The organism is Pantoea rwandensis (assembly GCF_002095475.1).
In the GTDB taxonomy this organism is placed as follows: domain Bacteria; phylum Pseudomonadota; class Gammaproteobacteria; order Enterobacterales; family Enterobacteriaceae; genus Pantoea; species Pantoea rwandensis.
The window spans coordinates 236,155-256,895 of the sequence record NZ_MLFR01000001.1 but is presented as its reverse complement, the minus strand read 5'-3'; the positions used below and the strand labels follow the sequence as shown (position 1 = coordinate 256,895).

The 20,741-nt window shown below is 50.9% G+C and carries 17 protein-coding genes and 1 pseudogene; 5 read left to right on the top strand and 13 right to left on the bottom strand.

Translation table 11 applies throughout. The features are described 5' to 3' along the window. Position 1: 1 nt before the first annotated feature. The 3 genes and pseudogenes from HA51_RS01220 (at position 2) to HA51_RS01210 (ending at position 2,864) form a co-directional block, all read left to right on the top strand. Positions 2-739 carry an SDR family oxidoreductase gene (locus HA51_RS01220; RefSeq protein WP_084931381.1) on the top strand — a complete coding sequence of 246 codons (738 nt, stop codon included), beginning with the start codon at positions 2-4 and terminating at the stop codon, positions 737-739. 63 nt (positions 740-802) lie between these two features. After that, a complete protein-coding gene (locus HA51_RS01215) occupies positions 803-2,017 on the top strand; it encodes a multidrug effflux MFS transporter (protein WP_084932030.1) in 1,215 nt (404 codons plus the stop codon). 128 nt (positions 2,018-2,145) lie between these two features. Beyond that, a pseudogene (locus tag HA51_RS01210) lies at positions 2,146-2,864 on the top strand (dienelactone hydrolase family protein). Here the strand turns inward: HA51_RS01210 and HA51_RS01205 are convergent. Further along, on the bottom strand, positions 2,861-4,117 hold the full coding sequence (locus HA51_RS01205; RefSeq protein ID WP_084931377.1) for a chloride channel protein: 1,257 nt from the start codon (positions 4,115-4,117) through the stop codon (positions 2,861-2,863). The pseudogene HA51_RS01210 and the gene HA51_RS01205 overlap by 4 nt on opposite strands. A 202-nt stretch (positions 4,118-4,319) precedes the next feature. Between HA51_RS01205 and HA51_RS01200 the strand changes: the two genes are divergently transcribed. After that, positions 4,320-4,706 carry an acyl-CoA thioesterase gene (locus tag HA51_RS01200; protein WP_084931375.1) on the top strand — a complete coding sequence of 129 codons (387 nt, stop codon included), beginning with the start codon at positions 4,320-4,322 and terminating at the stop codon, positions 4,704-4,706. Positions 4,707-4,748: 42 nt separating this feature from the next. Here the strand turns inward: HA51_RS01200 and HA51_RS01195 are convergent, their stop codons facing one another. The 5 genes from HA51_RS01195 to HA51_RS01175 all read right to left on the bottom strand — a co-directional run bounded on the left by HA51_RS01195 (position 4,749) and on the right by HA51_RS01175 (position 10,459). After that, the gene (locus HA51_RS01195) at positions 4,749-5,609 is read right to left on the bottom strand and encodes a ketose-bisphosphate aldolase (protein WP_084931374.1); all 861 of its coding nucleotides are present in this window, start codon (positions 5,607-5,609) and stop codon (positions 4,749-4,751) included. Continuing rightward, positions 5,572-7,026, bottom strand: a complete 1,455-nt coding sequence (locus HA51_RS01190; protein ID WP_084931373.1) for a PTS fructose transporter subunit IIC — start codon at positions 7,024-7,026, stop codon at positions 5,572-5,574. The genes HA51_RS01195 and HA51_RS01190 overlap by 38 nt, the downstream gene beginning before the upstream one ends. A gap of 22 nt (positions 7,027-7,048) precedes the next feature. After that, positions 7,049-7,522: a PTS sugar transporter subunit IIA gene (locus tag HA51_RS01185; protein ID WP_084931371.1), complete on the bottom strand. Its 474-nt coding sequence runs from the start codon at positions 7,520-7,522 to the stop codon at positions 7,049-7,051. Beyond that, complete coding sequence (locus tag HA51_RS01180; protein WP_084931369.1) at positions 7,512-9,029, bottom strand: BglG family transcription antiterminator; 1,518 nt, start codon at positions 9,027-9,029, stop codon at positions 7,512-7,514. The genes HA51_RS01185 and HA51_RS01180 overlap by 11 nt, the downstream gene beginning before the upstream one ends. Before the next feature lie 371 nt (positions 9,030-9,400). Further along, complete coding sequence (locus HA51_RS01175) at positions 9,401-10,459, bottom strand: NAD(P)H-dependent flavin oxidoreductase (RefSeq protein ID WP_084931367.1); 1,059 nt, start codon at positions 10,457-10,459, stop codon at positions 9,401-9,403. Positions 10,460-10,551: 92 nt separating this feature from the next. Between HA51_RS01175 and HA51_RS01170 the strand changes: the two genes are divergently transcribed. Next, positions 10,552-11,439 carry a LysR family transcriptional regulator gene (locus HA51_RS01170; RefSeq protein WP_084931365.1) on the top strand — a complete coding sequence of 296 codons (888 nt, stop codon included), beginning with the start codon at positions 10,552-10,554 and terminating at the stop codon, positions 11,437-11,439. Here the strand turns inward: HA51_RS01170 and HA51_RS01165 are convergent. The 7 genes from HA51_RS01165 to HA51_RS01135 all read right to left on the bottom strand — a co-directional run bounded on the left by HA51_RS01165 (position 11,429) and on the right by HA51_RS01135 (position 20,724). After that, positions 11,429-12,589 carry a YbfB/YjiJ family MFS transporter gene (locus HA51_RS01165; RefSeq protein WP_425435679.1) on the bottom strand — a complete coding sequence of 387 codons (1,161 nt, stop codon included), beginning with the start codon at positions 12,587-12,589 and terminating at the stop codon, positions 11,429-11,431. The genes HA51_RS01170 and HA51_RS01165 overlap by 11 nt on opposite strands. A gap of 826 nt (positions 12,590-13,415) precedes the next feature. Beyond that, entirely contained in the window at positions 13,416-14,444 is a 1,029-nt protein-coding gene (locus HA51_RS01160) for a GlxA family transcriptional regulator (protein WP_245840115.1), read from the bottom strand. 12 nt (positions 14,445-14,456) lie between these two features. Next, positions 14,457-15,323 carry a formyltetrahydrofolate deformylase gene (gene purU / locus HA51_RS01155; RefSeq protein WP_084931361.1) on the bottom strand — a complete coding sequence of 289 codons (867 nt, stop codon included), beginning with the start codon at positions 15,321-15,323 and terminating at the stop codon, positions 14,457-14,459. Positions 15,324-15,425: 102 nt separating this feature from the next. Next, positions 15,426-16,064, bottom strand: a complete 639-nt coding sequence (locus HA51_RS01150; protein ID WP_084931359.1) for a sarcosine oxidase subunit gamma — start codon at positions 16,062-16,064, stop codon at positions 15,426-15,428. Then, positions 16,057-19,095, bottom strand: a complete 3,039-nt coding sequence (locus HA51_RS01145; RefSeq protein WP_084931357.1) for a sarcosine oxidase subunit alpha family protein — start codon at positions 19,093-19,095, stop codon at positions 16,057-16,059. Before HA51_RS01145 ends, HA51_RS01150 begins: the two co-directional genes overlap by 8 nt. Then, positions 19,092-19,451 (bottom strand): sarcosine oxidase subunit delta, encoded by a 360-nt coding sequence (locus tag HA51_RS01140; protein ID WP_084931356.1) that lies wholly within the window; start codon positions 19,449-19,451, stop codon positions 19,092-19,094. Before HA51_RS01140 ends, HA51_RS01145 begins: the two co-directional genes overlap by 4 nt. A 22-nt stretch (positions 19,452-19,473) precedes the next feature. After that, the gene (locus tag HA51_RS01135; RefSeq protein WP_084931354.1) at positions 19,474-20,724 is read right to left on the bottom strand and encodes a sarcosine oxidase subunit beta family protein; all 1,251 of its coding nucleotides are present in this window, start codon (positions 20,722-20,724) and stop codon (positions 19,474-19,476) included. Positions 20,725-20,741 lie beyond the last annotated feature (17 nt).

Below are 20,741 nucleotides of genomic sequence, written 5' to 3'. Positions count from 1 at the left end.
CATGAACAATATCGCAAACAAAGTGGTGGTGATCGCCGGAGCCAGTAGTGGGCTTGGTGAAGCCCTTGCAAAACGTCTGGTGCAGGAAGGTGCCAAAGTGGTACTGGGCGCGCGTCGCCTCGATCGCTTACAAGCATTGGCGCAACAACTCGGACTGCCCATCGAAGCCGCGGTTCAAACCGATGTGACACAGCCAGATCAGGTAAAGGCATTGGTGGAAAAAGCCGTTACATTACATGGCCGTATTGATGTGATGGTCAATAACGCCGGGTTAATGCCGCACTCATTGTTGGAACGTCAAAAACTGGATGACTGGAACGCGATGATTGACGTCAATTTGAAAGGCGTCCTGTATGGCATCGCCGCAGCCCTGCCGCATATGCAAGCGCAAAAAAGCGGACACATCATCAACACCTCTTCGGTAGCTGGACACAAAGTGCGACCAGGAAGTGCGGTTTATGCCGCAACAAAAACGGCGGTACGCGTGATCTCGGAAGGCTTACGCCAGGAAGTTAAATCTTACAACATCCGTACCACCATCATCTCACCGGGTGCCGTTGAGAGTGAATTGGTGGAAAGCATCACTGAAAAGGATGTGGCGAGCGGCATTAAGCAGTTTTACGACGACTATGCCATCTCAGCGGATTCTTTTGCCAGCGTAGTGGCCTTCGCGATAAGCCAACCGGACGATGTTGATATCAACGAAATTCTGTTCCGCCCGACACGCCAGGAACTGTAATTGACTGACACTAAGACTGCCAAACCTGGCAGTCTTTTCACCTTTGCACACACTAAAGGCTCTATGGATATCAAAACCGCCACGCATCCCCCTGATTTGAAAACCGGCATCGCTTTTATCGTCATTCTTAGCGCGTTGATGGCATTCACCTCGCTCTCGACTGATATTTACCTTCCGGCGATGCCCGTCATGTCTGCCGCGCTACACGGCGATTCTGAGTTAACGGTCACCGGATTCCTGATCGGCTTCGCGATTGCGCAATTAATTTGGGGACCGATCAGTGATCAGCTAGGACGAAAAAAACCGCTGTATATCGGGATGATCATCTTTGCGGTGGGATCCGCTGGCTGTGCCCTTTCCACTGAGATGTCTCAGATTGTCTTCTGGCGCGTGGTGCAAGCTGCAGGCGCCTGTACGGGGCCGATGCTGGCCCGTGCGATGATTCGCGATTTGTTTACTCGGACCCGTGCTGCGCAGATGCTTTCGACACTGATTATTGTCATGGCCATCGCCCCAATTGCGGGACCACTGCTGGGTGGGCAAATTATTCGCTATTCACAATGGCCGACGATTTTTTGGTTTTTAGCCATTGTGGGGATACTTATGTTTTGCTCTCTGCTGTGGCTACCAGAAACGTTACCGGCGGAGAAACGTGTAAAGACATCATTGGGGCACGCCTTTTCTCATTATCGTGCTTTGCTACAAAATAAGAACTTCATGCGTTTTACATTGTGTGTGACATTTTATTATGTCGCCGCGTATGCCTTTATCGTCGGTTCACCGGCGGTCTATATCAGCTATTTTGGCATCGATCCGCAACATTATGGTTGGCTGTTCGCGATTAATATCGTTGGCGTGGTGGCCATCAGTACAGTGAATAAAAAGCTCGTGCAGCGCGTCAGGCTGGAAACATTGCTAAAAGTAGCCTCCTTTGTCGCCGCAATAATGACGCTGGTGATGTGTTTGATGTTGAAAACCCACCCAACGGCCATTGCTACGCTAGTCATCTGCATTTTCATTTTCTTCTCTATGAATGGCATCATTGCGGCTTCCGCAACGGCGGCAGCACTGGATGCGGTGCCCAATGCAGCGGGTTCAGCCTCTGCTCTGATTGGTTCGCTACAGTACGGCAGTGGGATTATTTCTTCCCTGTTACTGGCGTGGCTGAGTAATGGCACTCCATGGATTATGGTTGGCATTATGACGGTGTTTACCCTACTGAGTTTTCTTATCACCTTGGGTAGCAGTAAACCGCACGCAGAAATGGCACAAATTTAAACAATAGGTGAATCATTTATTACCGCACTAAACATTTGGTGCGGTTAACTCTTAGACTCATTGTGAAATAAAATAAAGTCGGTAACGTCTCGTTTTCATCTGCTAATAAAACCAAGCGAGTTTAATTAATGAGCAATATCCATTCAACTTCCCTTTCTTACACCGTGGGCAATGATACTTTCGACGGTATTTTAATTTACAACGCAGATCATAACGCGCCGCAACCCGGTATCGTGATTGCGCCAAACTGGATGGGTGCCACGGAAGATGCCGCAGAACAAGCCAAAGCCATCGCGGCAAAGGGTTATGTGGTGCTGGTTGCGATCTCTATGGTCAGGGCAAGCGCCCAACCAGCGGTGATGAAGCCGGCGCAATGATGATGGAAGTGAAAGATAAACCGGCAGAAGTCGCCCGTATGCAGGCCGCATTAACTGCTCTACGCACGCAGAACAGCGCGCCAGTGCAGACAGACAAGGTTGCCGCGATTGGTTTCTGCTTCGGTGGGCATTGCGCCTTGGAACTCGCTCGCAGCGGCGCAGATATTAAAGCGGCTGTGTCATTCCATGGCACCCTGGACACCCAAGGTGCTTACAATGGCAACACCATTAACGCCTCCCTGCTGGTGCTGGACGGCGCTGCCGATCCGTTAGTCCCGCGCGAACAGCTGGCCGCGTTCGCCAGTGAAATGAACAGCAAAGGCGTGGATTGGCAGTTGGTGAGTTTTGCCGGTGCCGTGCATTCGTTCACTGACCCGAAAGCGAATAACACGGGTGTGGCGCAATATCACCCGGAAGTGACTCAGCGTGCCTTTAAGCGCATGTATCAGCTGCTGGATGAAGTGTTCTAACCCTTATCTTTCTCCAACCAGCGGCACATTAAAAATGAGCCGCTGGTGCAGAGAATGGCAGGCACCAGATAGCTGTGATCCATCCCCGTAAACTCCAGCAGCAATGCCACAGCGGTCAACGGCATTTGCATTGACGCTGCCAAAAAAGCGGTTCCTCCAATCAGGGCGAAACTCCCGCTATTGCCTCCCGGAACCAGATGCTGCCAGACGGCACAAAGAATCAGGCTGAACAGTGCGCCAATCGTCAATCCCGGCGTCAGTAATCCGCCCTCTGCGCCGCTGCGCAGCACCGCCAAAATGACCAGCATCTTGAGAATGAGTAGGCTAATGAACAACGCCATGGGCATTGCGCCGTCCAGCGCCAGTTGCATCGGGCCTTTGCCGTTACCGGGGAGTTGCGGGAAGATCACACTCAGTCCGCCGAGTAAGGCAAATGACAACAGGCAAAACAGCGGCATCTGAAGTGAGGTTTTTACCTTACTTCGCGCCCGCTGCGTGAGCTTGCGAAACAGCATCGCCGCGGCCCCTAGAATGGGCCCACATACGATCGCCCAGGCAATGATAGATGCCGGTGCCGCGCCAACTAAAAAGTGATATTGCACTTCATTGCCGAGTCCCAAAGTGGCGACACCTGCCGCAATGGCTGAGGTGATTAATGCCGCGACGGCACACTCCCAACGAAAGGTCACCAGCAGCACCTCAAGCGTGAAAAGCGCACCCGCCAGCGGCACGTTGTAGACCGCCGCGAGTCCGGCTCCAGCACCGCAGGCAATCAACACTTTGCGTGCATCGGCATCGAGGCCTAATCCGTTGGCAATCAGCCCTGCACCTAACGCACCAGCTTCACGCGGTGCCACCTCACGACCGAGTGGAGAGCCGAGCGCCACGGTAATGATTTGCAGTAGTGCATGAATGGCTGTCGTGAAAAGTGGCATCGGCTTGTTAGGATTGTTGACGACCTGACTGATTGAGACGCGTTGACTGCCGTAGCGCCCCAGTAACCACCAGCCCCAACCCGCGACAAGGCCACCGCACACAATGGCGGAGAATCGACGCCAATCTGTGGCCGCAGTGACACCGGACAAAAATGACTCATTGCTGATCACCGCATCCAGGCTGTAACCAAACGCTATGTGCTGGATAAAATGCAACAGCAATGCCAATAGCATGCCGCAAATCCCTGCCACGATACCGGTAAATATTAGGGCCAGTGCCCAGCGTAATGGCTGAGTAACTGATGTGTCCTTGTTCATCCCGTTTGTTCCTTATGAGCTTCATCTGAAAAGCATAAGACATAACGGTAATACCCGACGTATACACACCTGCTCAACACGGACCGAATGATACGGTAACTTCAGCTCCAGCATCACTTTGATACATCTACGCATTTACCCTGCGGTCCTTCTGCGTTATATACACTTCTGACCAATGTAACCCTCAGTTTAGGATGCAGAAATGTTCGTTAAACACTATGACGTTGATGAAAACCATATTGATTTCCAGGGCGTGGTAGATGGCCTTTATTATCCGTTCTATATGGAATGGACTCGCCATGCATTTATGCGTGAAGCGCTCGGGATTGATATTGAAGCAGAGTTCAAACAGGGCAAACTGTACATGGTTCTTGAATACTCTTTGCGCTTTCGTAAAAGTTTGCTGAAAGGTGACAAAGTCGAAGTGACGTGCGCGCTGGAAAAAAATGAAAAGCGTAACCGGGTGAATTTTGTCCAACAGATTAAGGTCAATGACGTGGTTTACGCCGATGCGACTTTTGTTGCCACCTGTCTCAGTAATGGACGCCCTTCTATGCCTGAAGCGGTGTTGAATGCCTTGGCACCATAATAAATAAAGGGCGACCTATCGCCCTTTAATACAACTTATCACTCAAGCATAGAGTTCAGCTTTGCCTGCCGAAGAGAATAGCCGCATTTTATGTGCGACCACCTCTTTAGCCGCAGCCATAGGCTTAAGAAATAACTCGCTGGGTTCATGTCCCCCACGTTTTATTTCATCTTCCAGTGCGACAAAAAAGGCTTTCTTCATATCGCTTGAAATATTAATTTTCCCCACACCATTTTGAATGGCTTCCGCAACCTCGCTGTCTTTATTTCCCGAACCACCATGCAATACCAACGGGATATCCACGCGCGCCGCTATCTCCTTAAGTCGTGGGATGTCCAGTTGAGGCTGCTTGCCTGCGGGATATAAGCCATGTGACGTGCCAATAGCTACGGCAAGGGTATCAACACCGGTTTCTTCGACAAAACGAGCAGCCTGATCGGGATCGGTATAGAGGATTTCGCTATGTCCCCCCTCAGCACTGCCTTCGGCAACACCAATTGTCCCTAACTCGGCTTCGACTGAAACGCCTGCGGCATGGGCTATCTCCGTCATTTTGCGGGTCAATGCGATATTGTCTTCGAATGCGAGCAAAGAAGCATCAATCATCACTGAGGTATAACCGGTCTGGATGGCTTTAATATTGTGTTCCAGTGTCTGACCATGATCCTGGTGAATCACCACAGGGACACTCGCCTTTTCAGCTATTTCACGTAAATACACGATAAAGGCATCGCCACAAAAATCATGCTCAACCGGATGCACTTCCAGAATAACGGGTGAATGCAACTCTTCCGCCACCTCAATCACCAAGCGAGCAAATTCAGCAGACGCAATATTAAAAGCACCCACACCAAACTTATTATCTTTAGCCACGCTCAAAAGATTCTTCATGTTGATTAACATCTTTCACTCCTTCGGTTAGGGTTTGATTAACGTCTTTTTTAATCACACGCAGGATGACTGCGGTTAACAACGCACCAGCCGCGATAGCAAAGATATAAGCCAGCACGTGGGTAATGACATTTGGGATAAACAGGACAAAAACACCACCATGCGGTGCTCGCGAAGCACAGCCTAGACCCATGGAGAGTGCGCCGGCCAGTCCAGAGCCGGCACAAATAGCGGGAATAACACGCAAGGGATCGGAGACGGCGTAAGGTATTGCCCCTTCAGTAATAAACGACAACCCTAATACGTATGTGACTTTGCCTGTTTCACGTTCTTGAGCGGTGAATTTTCGTTTGAACAGTGTCGTCGCCAGGGCTATGCCAATCGGTGGCACCATACCTGCCGCCATACAGGCCGCGATGGGTTCATAAATTCCTGTAGACATTAATCCAATAGCGAACATGCAGACGGTTTTATTAAGTGGTCCGCCCATATCGAACGCCACCATTACGCCAATCATCAGCCCCATAACGGCTGCATTCATATTTCCCATGCTTTGCAAAAAGCTGGTTAAAGCTTCAAGCAACATTTTAATGGGTTGCCCGATCACCAAAATCATTGATGCTCCGGTGAGCAGAACAGTTAGCAAGGGAACAATAAGAATGGGTTTCAAACCCGCTAATACCTTTGGCAACTGAATATATTTCACCACGGCTAAGGTGATATATCCGGCAAGGAATCCCGCAAACAGTGCGCCTAAAAAGCCAGCGCCAGTATGCACGGCGAGCATCCCTCCCACTGCTCCAGAGACAATACCAAGATTACCACTGATGGATTTACTGATACCCAATGACAAAATGGGAAGCATCAAAGCAAATGCGGCCCCGCCCCCGACATCTGAGAGCATTTTGGCAATCGGACTGAAATTCGCATCCCCTGGTGTTGCAGCAGTGATGCCGAATGAGAAGCTTAAGGCAATCAGAATTCCCCCTGCGACCACAAAAGGGATCATCAGGTTAACGCCGGTAATAAGATGAATATAAAGTTGAGAGACAATAGACTTACCGCTGGCGTTAGCCGGCGTGTCTACATTCTGTGTGGTTGACACATTGCCCGTCGCTTCAGGTTTTAGCGCACCGCTAAGGATATTGTTCAATAATCCTGTGGCGTCTTTAGCCGCACGTGCAACCGGGACTTTAAAAATTCGTTTACCTTTAAACCGCCGCGTGTCGATGACCTTATCTGCGGCAATCAAAACTGCATCAGCGTTATGAATATCTTCATCAGTGAAATGATATTCACTTTCTACAGCGCCATGGGTTTCAACCACAATATCAATACCCATTTTGGCTGCGCTCTTTTTAAGGTTAGCTTCAGCGATATAGGTATGTGCCACACCTGTTGGACAGGCAGTGATCGCAATTAGTCTCATTGATAAACTCCAGATTAAAAGTTTATACTCCGGTATTGTTGACGATTAATCGGTATAACGCCTCACTCGTTTCCGCCTGCATTAATTGCTCAACAACCTCATCATCGCCAAGGGCAACTGAAACACTGGCTAATACTTTGATATGACCTATACTGCTGTCCGCATTTCTTACGGCAAAAAGAATGACAAGCCTTACTGCCACCTCGTCCTCGGTTTCCCAGTCCACTGGGTCACGCAATCGGGCCACCGCCATACGTGTTTCGTTCACTGTGCTTGACTTTCCATGTGGTATAGCCACTTGGTTATCAAAACCTGTTGGTCCTAATTCCTCTCGTGCGAGTACATCATGAACAAAACCAGATTTATCGTTGATGATATTTTCAGCCAGCAATAATGCTGAGAGATACTCGATTACTTCGACTTTATTGGTCGCCACCAAATCAGTTACAACGCAGGAGCGACTGAGAATGTCTGAAATCACCACTTTATCGAGCATTATCTTTCTCCTTCATATTTTCATTAAAAATAATTTTTTCAGAAATCCTGGCAATATCCTTCTTCGAAAAAAGTGCAGATACATATGCAACGGGTAATTCCATCCCCTCTAACTTAATCGTGGAGATAATGAGATCACATGCTTTTACTGCTAACGTGACATCAAGTTGGCTGCCAGGAACAATATCGACGATCTCCCACTCTGGAAAAGCGCGATTGATACGACTGGCTAATAGTTGTGATGTTCCCACTCCACTGGAACAAACAATAATAATCTTCTTTTTGGCACTGAATTTATCAAGAGCAGCCTGAATATAGAGTGTGAGATACGCTATTTCGTCCTCTGACACTGTTGAGGTGGCATGACACCCTACAAGTTTTTCTACTGCCCTGGTGACCGCGCTAAACGCTGTTAAAAACTCATGCTTAATCTCATCCAATAAAGGATTGTGTATCGCTATTCCATAAGCTAATCGGTTAAGCATTGGCTTAATGTGCAGAGCCAAACCATCATGCAATTTTTTATCCAGACGAAGATTCAGTCCAAGTTCGTGAGAGCAGCAGGAAATTAATTTATCAGCATATTCATCGGCCTCACTGCGCGGTGACAATGGCGTTTGAGGATCCTTTGCCAAAGTATGATGGCCAGATGAAATAATATATTGATAAATATAACTCACTTCGATTTCTGGGAGAGATAAGTTGTACTCTTTTTCCAACCAACTTACGGCCTTCTCGGCAATTGTCCACTCCCGACTCATGTAACGATTGAATGTTTCAATCTCCGATTGAGCGGCAAGACCTACAGCTCTTTTGATAGTCACAAGTAAATGGGAAAACAAATTTGTGTAATAAGGCTCACTGATCGCCACGGAGAGATCTCTCTCAATCAAACTCATCAGAGAAATACAATTCTCTACGTTCACCTTGCCAAACTGTTCCACTAACTCAGTATGAGAAAATCTGTCTATGCGACTATCCGCTATTTGGTGTCGGCTAAAAAAGCTATGCGCAATAATTTCTTTCATTGCCACGCGTATATTTAGATCATCGCCTTTTATGTAGGTACCTGTATGGTCTCGAAACATGTGTAATGAAAAGTTTTCGAGCCAACTTTCCGCTTTCTTAAGATCCTCTACGATAGAAGAACGGCTAACGAAATATTTTTCTGAAAGTGTGCTAATCGATAAGGGTTGAGGTGCTTGCGTTAGGAGGTCGGTGACTATTCCTACCAAACGTTTCGTCGCAAAGATCTCATTCCTTTGCCCTGCCGAGCAAGCATGTAAGCCGGTAAAATGTGAGCCGATAGTAAATCGGAGACCAAGTCCCGGTTTACTGATAACTTGGCTCTCCTGTTCAATAAAAGATTCATTGATGACTTCAATATCGCGTCGTAAAGTACTCACTGAAATGTCAAATGATTCAGCGATACGATTTGCTGCTATCCAGTCATTTTCTGTAGCGAGATAGGCAACTATTTCATTTTGCCTTTTATTGAGCAGCACCATGATTCACGCCTTTCGACTCATCCATGAGTAGCGTTATAAAATCTTTTAAGACCGGATTAAATACTAAATGATGGACAGAATGTGGACATATCAGTGAACACTTCAACGGGTTTGCACTGGCAATAGTCCTCTGCGGCTAAATAGCATGTTTAGACGGAATTTTTTTTCAGATAAAAAATGACGAGGTTTGCACTTTTTAAATAAAAGTTAAGGTGCGGGGTGGGAAATTTTAAAAAATGTGACGGTTAGAGTGGCACTTCTTCGTTTTGCTAAATGAAACGATATAGTATCCAAGATATAAACATAAATTTTGATAAAGTTTCAGTTGCGCTAGTTAAGTGCAGGCCGCCACCTGCGGCCCCCCACCAAAATTATTCACCTTGCCACTCATGCACTAAAGCCTTGATCAGCTCCCCTGCTGGCATCTCGCGTGCCAGCGCCGCCCCTTGACCTGCCCACTGTGCACCAAAGCCGTGTTCATCTTTAGCAGCGGCAGCCGCCGCCAGTGCTTTGCCCAGCGAATAGGTTAATGGATAGTCAGGGATATCTTCAGCCAGAAACTCACCGCTAAAGGCGCAAAAGGCATTGCGCAGGCAACGCGCCTGACGACCAGAAATAGCCGCAGTGATCACGGTGGCCGATTCGTGAGCCTGCCTCAGTGCGTCTTTGTAGGCTGGATTGGCTGCTGACTCTGGACATAACACAAATGCCGTACCTAATTGCACCCCTACTGCGCCTAACTGCAGCATGGCAGCGATGCCTGATCCATCCATGATGCCTCCCGCAGCGATCACCGGATGAGAGGTTTGCTGACGGATAGCCTGCACCAGTGTAAAAGTCGACAACTGCTGATCAAACGCGTTGGGGTCGAAGTGCCCGCGATGACCGCCCGCCTCAATACCTTGTGCGATGATGAAATCAATGCCACTGCGCGCAATCTCCAGCGCTTCTTTAACATTGGTCGCCGTGGCCAGTGTGACAATACCAAGTCGCTTGAGTCGTTGAATCGTCTGTGGAACAGGAATACCAAAATGAAAACTCACCGCTGCCGGTTTCGCCTGTTCAATGACGTCTAGCATCGGCTGATTAGCGTGGAAAGTCTGATAAATCTCCTGCAAGTCAGCGGGCAGTTCCGCATCATAGCGCGCAAACAGCTCACGGAAACGCGCAATCCATGCCTGCTCCTTTTCAGCATTTCGTTGCACGGGCGCATGGCAAAACACGTTGACGTTAAATGGCCCACGGGTGAGCGATTGCGTTTTGGCGATCATCACCGCCGCCTGTTCCGGCGTTGACGCGCCAATGCTAATCGATCCCAGCGCCCCTGCTTCAGTGACGGCGGCAGCCATTTCTGGTGTCGATACGCCCGCCATCGGCGCCTGAATAACGGGATATTGCAGATTAAGTGCCTGGCAGAGAACGTGAGTCATGAGGTTATTCCGTTGATGTGATCGCTGTCGTTGCCTTAAAATCTCTTTCCCTGAAAGATAAATCAATCACATTCCCTAAAAGAGAATGAATCATGAACCATACTTCACTGGAAATCTTCAGCGTGGTGGCAGAAGAACTGAGCGTGGTGAAAGCAGCGCAACGTCTTGGGCGAGTACAATCGAATATCACCACGCGTATACAGCAACTGGAAGAAGAGCTGGATGCCGAGCTGTTTATCCGGGATAGCAAGCGTCTGAAGTTATCACCTCAGGGCAAACTGTTCCTCAGCTATACCAAAAAATTATTGAGTCTTGGAGAAGAGGCGCGGCAGAGCCTGCATCCACACACGCCGAATGGCGATCTGGCATTGGGATCAATGGAGTGCGCCGCCGCAAGCCGTTTGACGAAACCTTTGGCCGAATTCAGCCAAACCTGTCCTGAAGTACGCCTGCTTTTCTCGACCCAACCAACAGGCCAACTCATCGAACGCGTACAGCAATCAGATCTCGACTGTGCGCTGGTTGCGCTGCCAGTCGATGACGCAGGTGAACCCCTCTGCCCCGACGATCTTCGTTATCAACCGCTTTATGATGAACAACTGTTGCTGGTATTACCGACCACAATGAGCCATATCCGCCAGTTGAGCGACATCGACGAGGGTAAGTTAGCGGCCTTTGCCGTGGGCTGCACTTACCGTCAGTTAGCAATGCAGATGCTTCAGAACATGGGTGCGAGTGGCAGACGCATTCAGGTCCAGGAGGTCAGCTCTTATCACGCCATGCTGGCCTGCGTGGCAGCGGGAACTTATATGTGCATGCTGCCCGAAAGCGTGCTGCAACTGTTACAAATACCTGCTGGATTGACGTTGCTGCATGCCGGACATGCAGTGACGCAGCTGATCTGGCGTAAGGATTACCGCTCGCCCGCTCTGGATCATCTGCGTCAATTACTCGCTAGCGATGCGAATGTCAGCGCTTAGCCACTAATCCAGCCGCGAGCACCAATGCGGTGCTTGCCGCACAGAGTGAAGGATTGAATGACCCACTGAATGCGTAGAGTTCTCCCGCCACCAAGGGGCCGGCAATTTGGCCAAACCCATACAGCGCCGTCATTGCAGCAATCATGTTGAAACTGACCGCGACAGCGAGACGTCGAGCCTCAGGCAGCGCCACGGTGACGGTGCCCATAAACGTAAAACCAACTAATAGTGCACTGGCCAGACAGAAGGGTAAGGCGTGACTGAATGCTGGCAGGATTACTCCCACCGCCTGTAATATCAGGTTTAGCAACAACGTGAATCGGTAGCCACGTGCAACAGCTAATCGATGCCAGAAGAAACAGGACGGTACGGCTGCAAGCCCAAATAACGCCCAGATTTGCACGGGATCAACCCCGGTTAGCGATCCGGTTAAAAACAACGGTAAATAGGTCGCTGTGATGATGTAGCCAAAACCTGCCAATCCGTAAATCAGCAGCAATTTCCACGCCTCTGCCGCTGTTGCTGTTTGTGAACGTGTGGATGTTTGGGCCTTAAGCGTATAGTTCACTAACGTATCTGGGGGACTGTTAAGCAGGCGGAAAAACACCAAAAACAACACGGCGGCACTGCCAGCACACAGAAGCCAAATCGTCGCACTGGGCAGTGCAAGTGATTTGCCCACCGCGACCATCTCTGCAGAGAGAAAAACGCCCATACCCACGCCCGAAAACAGCAATGGTGCCCCTTGCGTGTGTTGCATATGCTGCAACAACCATAGTGAGGCCGCAATCAGTGTCACAGCACTGAAAAGCCCTGCCAGACCGCGCAGCACAATAATCGCCAGCGGCGATCGCAGCCATGCGAGGGCAACTATCGATAACAGTGTGGCAAGCACGGAGGTAAAACAGAGCCGCCGTGAATCCGTAGGGCGTGCACGTGATAGCAACAGTGCGCCCAACAAATAACCGGCATAATTTGCGGATGCCGCCCAGTTACCTTGCTGTAGCGTTAGCAGATTTTCTTTCAGCATCACCGGCAATACGCCAGTAAATGCGAAACGCCCGTATCCCATGCCGATAATCAGCACCACGCTTCCGGCCATGGACAGCAGGAATGCGCGAATATGCGGTGGATGTTTTAATACCGTGATCATTTAAGCTCCGTTATTGCCTGTACATGACGAGAACCTCGTCGGTGAATCTCATCTTGAGAACATATATTTAATATGCATCTTTATTTGAGATGTTACAGGCCAGCCAACAGATTTGACAAGGGCTGTTATTTGCAGAGAGGGAGGAAACCGGCGTCGGACGACTTTAGGAAGGTACAAACTAAAGTGGATGGCAGATAAAACAGAGAGGGCGAGTTTAGCCCTCTGAAGAATTAATAATGAAATTTACGTTTTTGCTGATTACGTGTATTGGGTGCGCTAATAAATTCCCAACACATTTTAAAGATGCGAACGATTGTTTTACCCGGCTTGATATATGATGCATCGACAATACCGTTACTCACTGCACAGAATACCACATCTATGTTATCCCCCTCGCCGCTGACACGATGTCTGCCATAAGCCTTGTGGGGAAGTGCCGTGCGTGCTATCAGACTACAGGTTGACCCTTTCATTTAAGCCTCACAGTATATCCGTGAATCCGTAACCTAATAATTGCACCGCATCTAACATTTGGTCAACATTCAGCTAAAGGCGGAATAATACAAAAAGGCAGTAATCTATAATATTTAAGCAGGAACATTATGAATTCTTCATAAATATCAACGAATTGTGCAATTAACAATTCATTCATATCCTTTTCTTATTTTTGTGAAATGGCCCCATTATTGATTGATAAAACACTTCCACTTCAACAAGTTTCGTGGGGTATAATTATTTAAATGAGAACAATAAAAATGAGATAGGGTAATGAAAAAATCAAAACCACCTTCTGAATTAACAAGAGGTGAAGTCGTGGATTTATTTAATTAGGCGCAATCAGTCTTTCAACATCACGGCGACGTTTACGATAATCGCTGGGTGTTTCGCCATATTGTTTGCGAAACCAAGTAATAAGGTGTGAAGCATCAGAAAACCCACAGGACTTAGCCACATTATTGATGCTGACGTTGCTGGCGATCATTAATTTGCGCGCATGTTCGAGACGCATCTTTCGCCAATGGACCGCAGCCGTATCTCCCGTGCTGTGTAGGAAAGCTTGATTGAGCTGGCGGAGATTAATCTGCATCGCCGTAGTCAGGGTTTGCAGCGGTTCTGGTGAGGCCAAATGCTGTTGCATGTAGGCAATAGTGCGCTGGACCAACTCATCATCATAGGTTTTTAGCGGATGAGCAACCCGCGACCGCGTTTGCCCTCGCTTACCCTCATCCATCAGCAAATACTTTTGCACTTTTTTAGCGCGCAGCTCGCCGCAGTGCTGCAGGATGATATCCATCGCCAAATCACGTGCCGTCCCTACCGGGCTGGAGATCACCCCGCCATCGCTAATATAGGTTTGATCGATAACGGGTGACACATTCGGAAAGCGCTCACGAAATTCATCACGGGTGGTGAAATGAATCGCGCATTTCTTGCCCTCCAACAAGCCCGCTTGTGCTGCCATAAAGGTCGCACTGCATAAGGTGATGATAGGGACGCGCCTGGCGTGTAAATCACGCATTGCCTCCAGTAACCAAGCTGGCACATCACGAGTTTGATCTAATAAACCGCCGGCAAACACCACGTAATCCCAGTTGCTATGCAGATTGAATTCAGCGGTTGGCACAATGTGCAAACCGCAGCTGGAGGTAACGGGTTGGTTATCGCAGCTCATCCATTCCCACTGACAAAAAATCTGTCGGCTGAGAAAGGAAATGTCGGCTGCGAAGCGGATGGGTTCAATCAACTCGGACACGCAGTTGAGCGTAAAGTGATTGATCAACACCAACCCAATGCGGATATCAGGACGCAGTGGTGCGTCCTGATCATTCATGGGAGTGGGATAATTATCCATTTGCACCGCACCTTACCGCGAAAATACCACAGTGCGGTTTTCATACAGAAACACCCGGCGCTCAGCGTAGCAAGACACCGCATGTGCCAGGGTTAAGCGTTCAATATCACGCCCTTTGTCCACCAGATCATCAGCGTAATCCGAATGGCTCACCACTTCGACTTTCTGGCTGATAATTGGCCCTTCGTCGAGATCTTCATTGATGAAGTGCGCAGTGGCGCCAACCAGTTTTACCCCTTTGTCATAGGCCTGGTGATAGGGTTTGGCACCTTTAAAACCTGGCAGTAATGAGTGATGAATATTGATGGCTCGGCCTGCCAGCTTTTGGCACATCTCAGCCGACATGACCTGCATGTAACGTGCCAGCACCACCAGTTCAGCGCCAGTTTCCTGCACCACCTGCCAGATCTTCCGCTCCTGCTCTTCACGTGTCGCAGCGGTCACCGGGAAATAGTGATAGGGCAAACCGTGCCAGGCGACGATGGGCTCCAGCAACGGGTGGTTGGAAATCACCGCTTTAATGTCGATCGCCAGTTTTCCCGCGCGATGACGATAGAGCAGGTCATTCAGGCAATGGTCGGTTTTCGACACCATAATCACCACCGGCACTTTATAATCCGGTTCCGTCAGCTCATAGGACATGGCGAAATCGGCGGCACGCAGGCTAAATTCATCGCGAAAGGCGACCGGATCAAAGTTTTCCGTCTGCGGCTCAAACACCGTGCGGATAAAGAAACGCTTGGCACACTTGTCATCAAAGCTGTGCTGTTCATTGATGTAGCAGCGCTGCTCTTTGAGAAAACGCGTGACCACATCAACACTGCCCAACTTGCTTGGGCACTGTGCGGTTAAAATCCAGTTTGCGTGATGACGACTCATGGTAAAACCCTCGAGATATCTGAATAAGCGGTCGCCATGAATGAAGAGCAACCCTACGACGATTTTCAAAGGGTGCGCATTGAAGCGCACCTGGAATAAACTTCAGCTCAGCACGTCAATGTCATACTCAGCCCCGGCATCCAGCAACCAGCGGTAGCTGTAATCGGCAAAGCTACGGCGTACCACTAACTCCCAACGATCTTCACTGGGACGACGTAAAATCACCGATGCTTTGGCGAAGCAGGTCATCACCCCTTTTCCCACCGGGAAATTGTGTGGATGAACGTTATACACCACCGATTTTTTCAGCAGTTCAGCGGCGTGTTTCCCACTCAGTTCGAGCAGCGTTTGTCCGCCGCTGACGTTAACAATGGCGTAATGTGCGTCACCCAGTGCGGCACGCAGACGCTGTTCCACGGCAAACTCTTCACCTGGCGGCACAATCAGCAGCCACTCATCGGGAGATAACCACTGTGCGCTGTAATCGCCCTGCTGCGTCAGCGTGAGCGGCTGGGCTGGCAGCGAGAGTTGCAGCACCTCGCGCAGTGCTTTATCAAGTTCGATGGCGGCTCCACGTAGCGTAAGATGGCCAAGCAAAGGCCGCTCACGCAGGGTGATGTTCGGTTTACCTGTCACCGGAGGCACGCCAGTTTGCTGATAGCTCCACACCAGTGGTGATTCGGCGGCCACCGCAGCGGAAGGATGTGCATCGAATTGACTACAGGTTGTGGTCTCAGACATTCTGGCGCTCTCCTTTAGGATCGACGAAGATCGAGCTGACTATTTCGGCTTCGGTGAACTTGCCATCTGAACTGGCAAGCCACACGCTTTCGCCCATACGATGGTGCCCACGCGTCACTACCGCCAGCGCAAAACCGCTGTCGAGCGTTGGGCTGTAATAGCTTGACGTAACATGGCCGTACATGGGGATGGGCACGGCGTGATGCGGATCGAGTACCACTTGCGCCCCCTCTTCCAACACCACTTTTGGATCCTTCGGCAGCAGGCCCACCAGCTGTTTACGATCTTCGCGCAGCACATCGGATCGAGTGTGGGATCGCTTACCGATCCACGAGAACGGTTTGTCGTTACCCACGCACCACTCCATGCCAAGGTCATGCGGCGTCATCGAGCCATCGGTATCCTGGCCCCCAATAATGAAGCCCTTCTCGGCACGCAGCACATGCATGGTTTCAGTGCCATAAGGTGTGAGATTGTATTTTGCGCCGTGTTCAAACAGCACCCGCCAGACATGCAGCGCATAGTTGGCTTGCACGTTAATTTCGTAAGCTAACTCACCGGTAAAGGAGATACGGAAAACGCGCGCGGGAACATCCGCGACCTTGCCCTCACGCCAGTCCATAAACTTAAAGCTATCGCGAGCCAGGTCGATATCGCAAAACTCTGCCAGCAACTCGCGGGCTTTTGGTCCAGTCAGCGTGATGGTGGCCCAGTGATCGGTCACGGAGGTGAAATAAACTTGCAGCTCTGGCCATTCTGTTTGATGCCAAAGTTCCAGCCACTCCAGCACGGTTGCCGCGTTGCCGGTGCTGGTGGTCATCAGGAAATGATTCTGGCCCAGGCAGCTGGTGGTGCCATCGTCAAATACCATGCCATCATCACGGCACATCAAGCCGTAGCGCACACGACCTACCGGCAGTTTTGCCCATTTGTTGGTGTAAACTCGTTCCAGAAACTCACGCGCATCCGGGCCTTGAATGTCGATTTTTCCCAGCGTTGAGGCATCCAGCACGCCAACACTTTCACGGACCGCTCGGCATTCACGGACCACAGCCTGATGAATGGTTTCCAGTTGCCCTTTAACGCGCTGCGGGAAATACCACGGACGTTTCCACTGCCCAACATCTTCAAACATCGCGCCATGCTCAACATGCCACTGATGCAGCGCGGTGTAGCGCTCCGGTTGGAACAATTCATTGCAGTGACGCCCCGTGATGGCACCAAAAGTGACCGGCGTGTAGTTAGGTCGGAATACCGTGGTACCCACATCTGGAATGGTGCGTTTCAGCACGCGTGCGGCGATCGCCAGTCCGTTGATGTTACCGAGTTTACCCTGATCGGTGCCGAAGCCCATGACAGTGTAACGTTTGATATGTTCAATCGATTCAAAGCCTTCGCGCGTTGCCAGTTCAATTGACGCCGACGTCACGTCATTTTGCAAATCAACAAACTGCTTAGGCGCGCGCATGGTGCTTTTCAGGTGCGGCACCTGATACAACGCTATTGCCGGACCATCACGCCGCGCGCGCGATTGTGGCAATGCCAGAGTCTGGGACGAAGCCCCCATTTCCACTGCAGCGCGATTGCCAGCCTCGAAGCCACTGCGTAACACCTCAGGCAAACTGTAAATGCCCTGCGCGCCGCCAACCGCTATCATTCCTTTCACTTGTGCCGGTACAAAGCCAAGAATATCGTCGCGCCATTGTGGGCGACCGCCACAGTGTGATGAAAGATGGAGAACTGGGCTGAAGCCGCCGGAGCTGGCTACGGTATCGCAGGCAAAGCGACTGGCGCTGCCCACTACCGTAAAGTTTTCCACATTGATGCGTGCGATATCGACGCTACGTACACGCGTACTGCCCTGCACTTCAATGACTGCGCTACCGGTGATAACGCGGATCCCTTTGAGTTTTGCTTGCTTAACCAACTCACCTTCTGGCGCAGAGCGTGCATCAGCAATCGCCACCACTTCGCGCCCATTTTCCAGCCAGTCAAGCGCGGCACGATAGCCGTCATCGTTGCTGGTAGACACCACCAGTTTGTTACCCGGTACCACGCCGTAACGATGGATATAGGTTGAGACGGCGCTGGCGAGATAATTACCTGGAATATCGTTGCCGCTGTAGACCAACGGACGCTCATGCGCGCCCGTTGCTAACACCACCCGGCCAGCACGCACGCGATGCATACGCTGACGCGCCTGCTTATGCCCGTTTTTCTGCGCAGCGGTAATTGAGAGGTGGTCGGTACGGCGTTCAATCAGCGTGATGAAGTTATGGTCGTGATAGCCATTGGCGGTGGTTTTGGCCAACAGCTGCACGTTCGGCAGGGTTTGCAGCTCACTGAGCACTTTATTCACCCACAGCACCCCCGCTTTTTCATCGATGATTTCGCGGCTGTCTAGCAGGCTACCGCCCATCTCTTCTTGCTCATCCACCACTATCACGCTGACGCCACTGCGACCTGCCGTTAACGCTGCGGCCAAGCCTGCGGCGCCCGCGCCAATCACCAGCACATCGCAGTGTTGATTGAAATGGTCGTATATATCCGGATCGGCCACGGTTGGGCTGCGGCCTAAACCGGCACCTTTACGAATGTATTTTTCGTAGGTTTTCCACATTGATGCCGGTTGCTTAAAGGTTTTGTAGTAAAAACCTGGTGGCATAAAACGGCCACCGATTTTCCCTACAACGCCCATTAAATCGCGGTCGACATTCGGCCAACCGTTAGTGCTGGCGGCGACCAGTCCCTGATAGAGCGCTTGCTGGGTCGCACGCACATTCGGGATCTGCTCTTGTTCCGCGCCGCCAAGTTGTACCACAGCATTCGGCTCTTCCGCGCCTGCAGCCACAATGCCGCGCGGACGGGAATACTTGAAGCTGCGGTTCACCACATCAATGCCGTTAGCAATCAATGCGGAAGCCAGCGTATCGCCTGCGAAACCTTCCAGTGTTTTGCCGTTAAACGTGAAGTTGATTTTGCGCGTGCGATCGATGCGGCCGCCGCTGGTGAGACGATTAACCTGACTCATGACGCGCCTCCAAGTTTGATTTTCACACTCTCATTTGCGGCATCCTGGCGCAGAGGCAACGACACCACATCGGCTTGCGCGCGCTTCGCCGGTTGCTCGCCAATTTTGTAGGTTTCCAGAATTTCATAGGTCACCGTGTTTCGCGTGATGTTGAAGAACTTGCGGCAGCCAACGACGTGTACCCACAGCTCGTGGTGCACACCACGCGGGTTATCGCGGAAGAACAGGTAGTCGCCCCACTCTTCATCACTGCAGTTTTCCGGGTTCTTTGGCCGCGCCAAATGCGCTGGACCTTTGGCATGGAACTCTTCTTCTTCACGATGCTCTTGGCACCACGGACAATAAATATGAAACATGTCGTATTCTCCCGAACGGAAATCAGTGCGCGACCGCCGCAGCGCCGTGTTCATCAACCAGTGCGCCTGTGTGGAATCGATCAATCGAGAACGGAGCGGCCAATGGGTGCATCTCGCGCTTCGCCAGGCTGGCGGCAAACACGTGCGCTGAACCCGGTGTGGCTTTGAAGCCGCCCGTGCCCCAACCGCAGTTGAAATAGAGACCGTTAACCTTGGTTTTCGAGATGATCGGGCTGGCATCCGGCGTGGTGTCAACGATACCGCCCCACTGACGGTTCATCCGCACTCGTGAGAAAGCCGGGAACATTTCAACAATCGCCTGGAGGGTATGTTCGATAACGGGATAGCTACCACGCTGACCATAGCCGGTGTAACCATCGATGCCAGCACCGATCACCAAGTCGCCTTTGTCGGACTGGCTGATGTAACCGTGCACATGGTTAGACATCACCACCGTATTCACCACCGGTTTGAGGGGTTCGGAGACCAGCGCTTGTAAGGGATGGGATTCCAGCGGTAAGCGAATATCTGCCATTTTTGCCAGCGTGCCAGAGTTACCCGCCACCACGCAGCCCACGGTTTTTGCTTCGATGTCGCCACGGTTGGTGTGTACCCCGTAGATTTGTCCATCGCGGATCATCAGCCCGGTGACTTCGGTCTGTTGCAGGATATCCACGCCATGGGCGTCGGCACCGCGTGCAAAGCCCCACGCCACGGCATCATGACGGGCTACGCCACCGCGTGGCTGCCATGAGGCGCCCATGATGGGGAAACGGGCGCGAGATGAGCAGTCGAGCAGCGGTTCCAAGTCCTGAACGCCGCGCGCATCCAGCACCTCGCCATCAATACCGTTCAGGCGGTTGGCGTTGACACGGCGCTGAATGTCGCGCATGTCCTGTAAGGTATGACCCAAATTCAGTACGCCGCGCTGTGAGAACATCACGTTGTAATTGAGGTCTTGCGTGAGCCCTTCCCACAACTTCATTGAGTGTTCAAACAAGGCTGCCGCTTCATCCCACAGGTAGTTAGATCGCACAATGGTGGTGTTACGTGCGGTATTGCCGCCACCCAGCCAGCCTTTTTCAATCACGGCCACATTGCGAATACCAAACTCTTTCGCCAGGTAATATGCCGTGCCTAAACCGTGTCCGCCGCCGCCGATAATAATGACGTCATAAGACTTCTTCGGCGTAGGGTTACGCCACATGCGCTGCCAATTCTCGTGATAACTCAGTCCGTGGCTGATAAGCCCGAAGCCGGAAAAACGTTGCATACTCGTCTCCTTAAACT

What these genes read in the sequence shown, in the direction of transcription:
- HA51_RS01220 (WP_084931381.1), top strand. Translation starts at nt 2, where the DNA reads ATGAACAATATCGCAAACAAAGTGGTGGTGATCGCCGGAGCCAGTAGT.
- HA51_RS01215 (WP_084932030.1), top strand. Translation starts at nt 803, where the DNA reads ATGGATATCAAAACCGCCACGCATCCCCCTGATTTGAAAACCGGCATC.
- HA51_RS01205 (WP_084931377.1), bottom strand. Translation starts at nt 4,117, where the DNA reads ATGAACAAGGACACATCAGTTACTCAGCCATTACGCTGGGCACTGGCC.
- HA51_RS01200 (WP_084931375.1), top strand. Translation starts at nt 4,320, where the DNA reads ATGTTCGTTAAACACTATGACGTTGATGAAAACCATATTGATTTCCAG.
- HA51_RS01195 (WP_084931374.1), bottom strand. Translation starts at nt 5,609, where the DNA reads ATGTTAATCAACATGAAGAATCTTTTGAGCGTGGCTAAAGATAATAAG.
- HA51_RS01190 (WP_084931373.1), bottom strand. Translation starts at nt 7,026, where the DNA reads ATGAGACTAATTGCGATCACTGCCTGTCCAACAGGTGTGGCACATACC.
- HA51_RS01185 (WP_084931371.1), bottom strand. Translation starts at nt 7,522, where the DNA reads ATGCTCGATAAAGTGGTGATTTCAGACATTCTCAGTCGCTCCTGCGTT.
- HA51_RS01180 (WP_084931369.1), bottom strand. Translation starts at nt 9,029, where the DNA reads ATGGTGCTGCTCAATAAAAGGCAAAATGAAATAGTTGCCTATCTCGCT.
- HA51_RS01175 (WP_084931367.1), bottom strand. Translation starts at nt 10,459, where the DNA reads ATGACTCACGTTCTCTGCCAGGCACTTAATCTGCAATATCCCGTTATT.
- HA51_RS01170 (WP_084931365.1), top strand. Translation starts at nt 10,552, where the DNA reads ATGAACCATACTTCACTGGAAATCTTCAGCGTGGTGGCAGAAGAACTG.
- HA51_RS01160 (WP_245840115.1), bottom strand. Translation starts at nt 14,444, where the DNA reads ATGGATAATTATCCCACTCCCATGAATGATCAGGACGCACCACTGCGT.
- purU (WP_084931361.1), bottom strand. Translation starts at nt 15,323, where the DNA reads ATGAGTCGTCATCACGCAAACTGGATTTTAACCGCACAGTGCCCAAGC.
- HA51_RS01150 (WP_084931359.1), bottom strand. Translation starts at nt 16,064, where the DNA reads ATGTCTGAGACCACAACCTGTAGTCAATTCGATGCACATCCTTCCGCT.
- HA51_RS01145 (WP_084931357.1), bottom strand. Translation starts at nt 19,095, where the DNA reads ATGAGTCAGGTTAATCGTCTCACCAGCGGCGGCCGCATCGATCGCACG.
- HA51_RS01140 (WP_084931356.1), bottom strand. Translation starts at nt 19,451, where the DNA reads ATGTTTCATATTTATTGTCCGTGGTGCCAAGAGCATCGTGAAGAAGAA.
- HA51_RS01135 (WP_084931354.1), bottom strand. Translation starts at nt 20,724, where the DNA reads ATGCAACGTTTTTCCGGCTTCGGGCTTATCAGCCACGGACTGAGTTAT.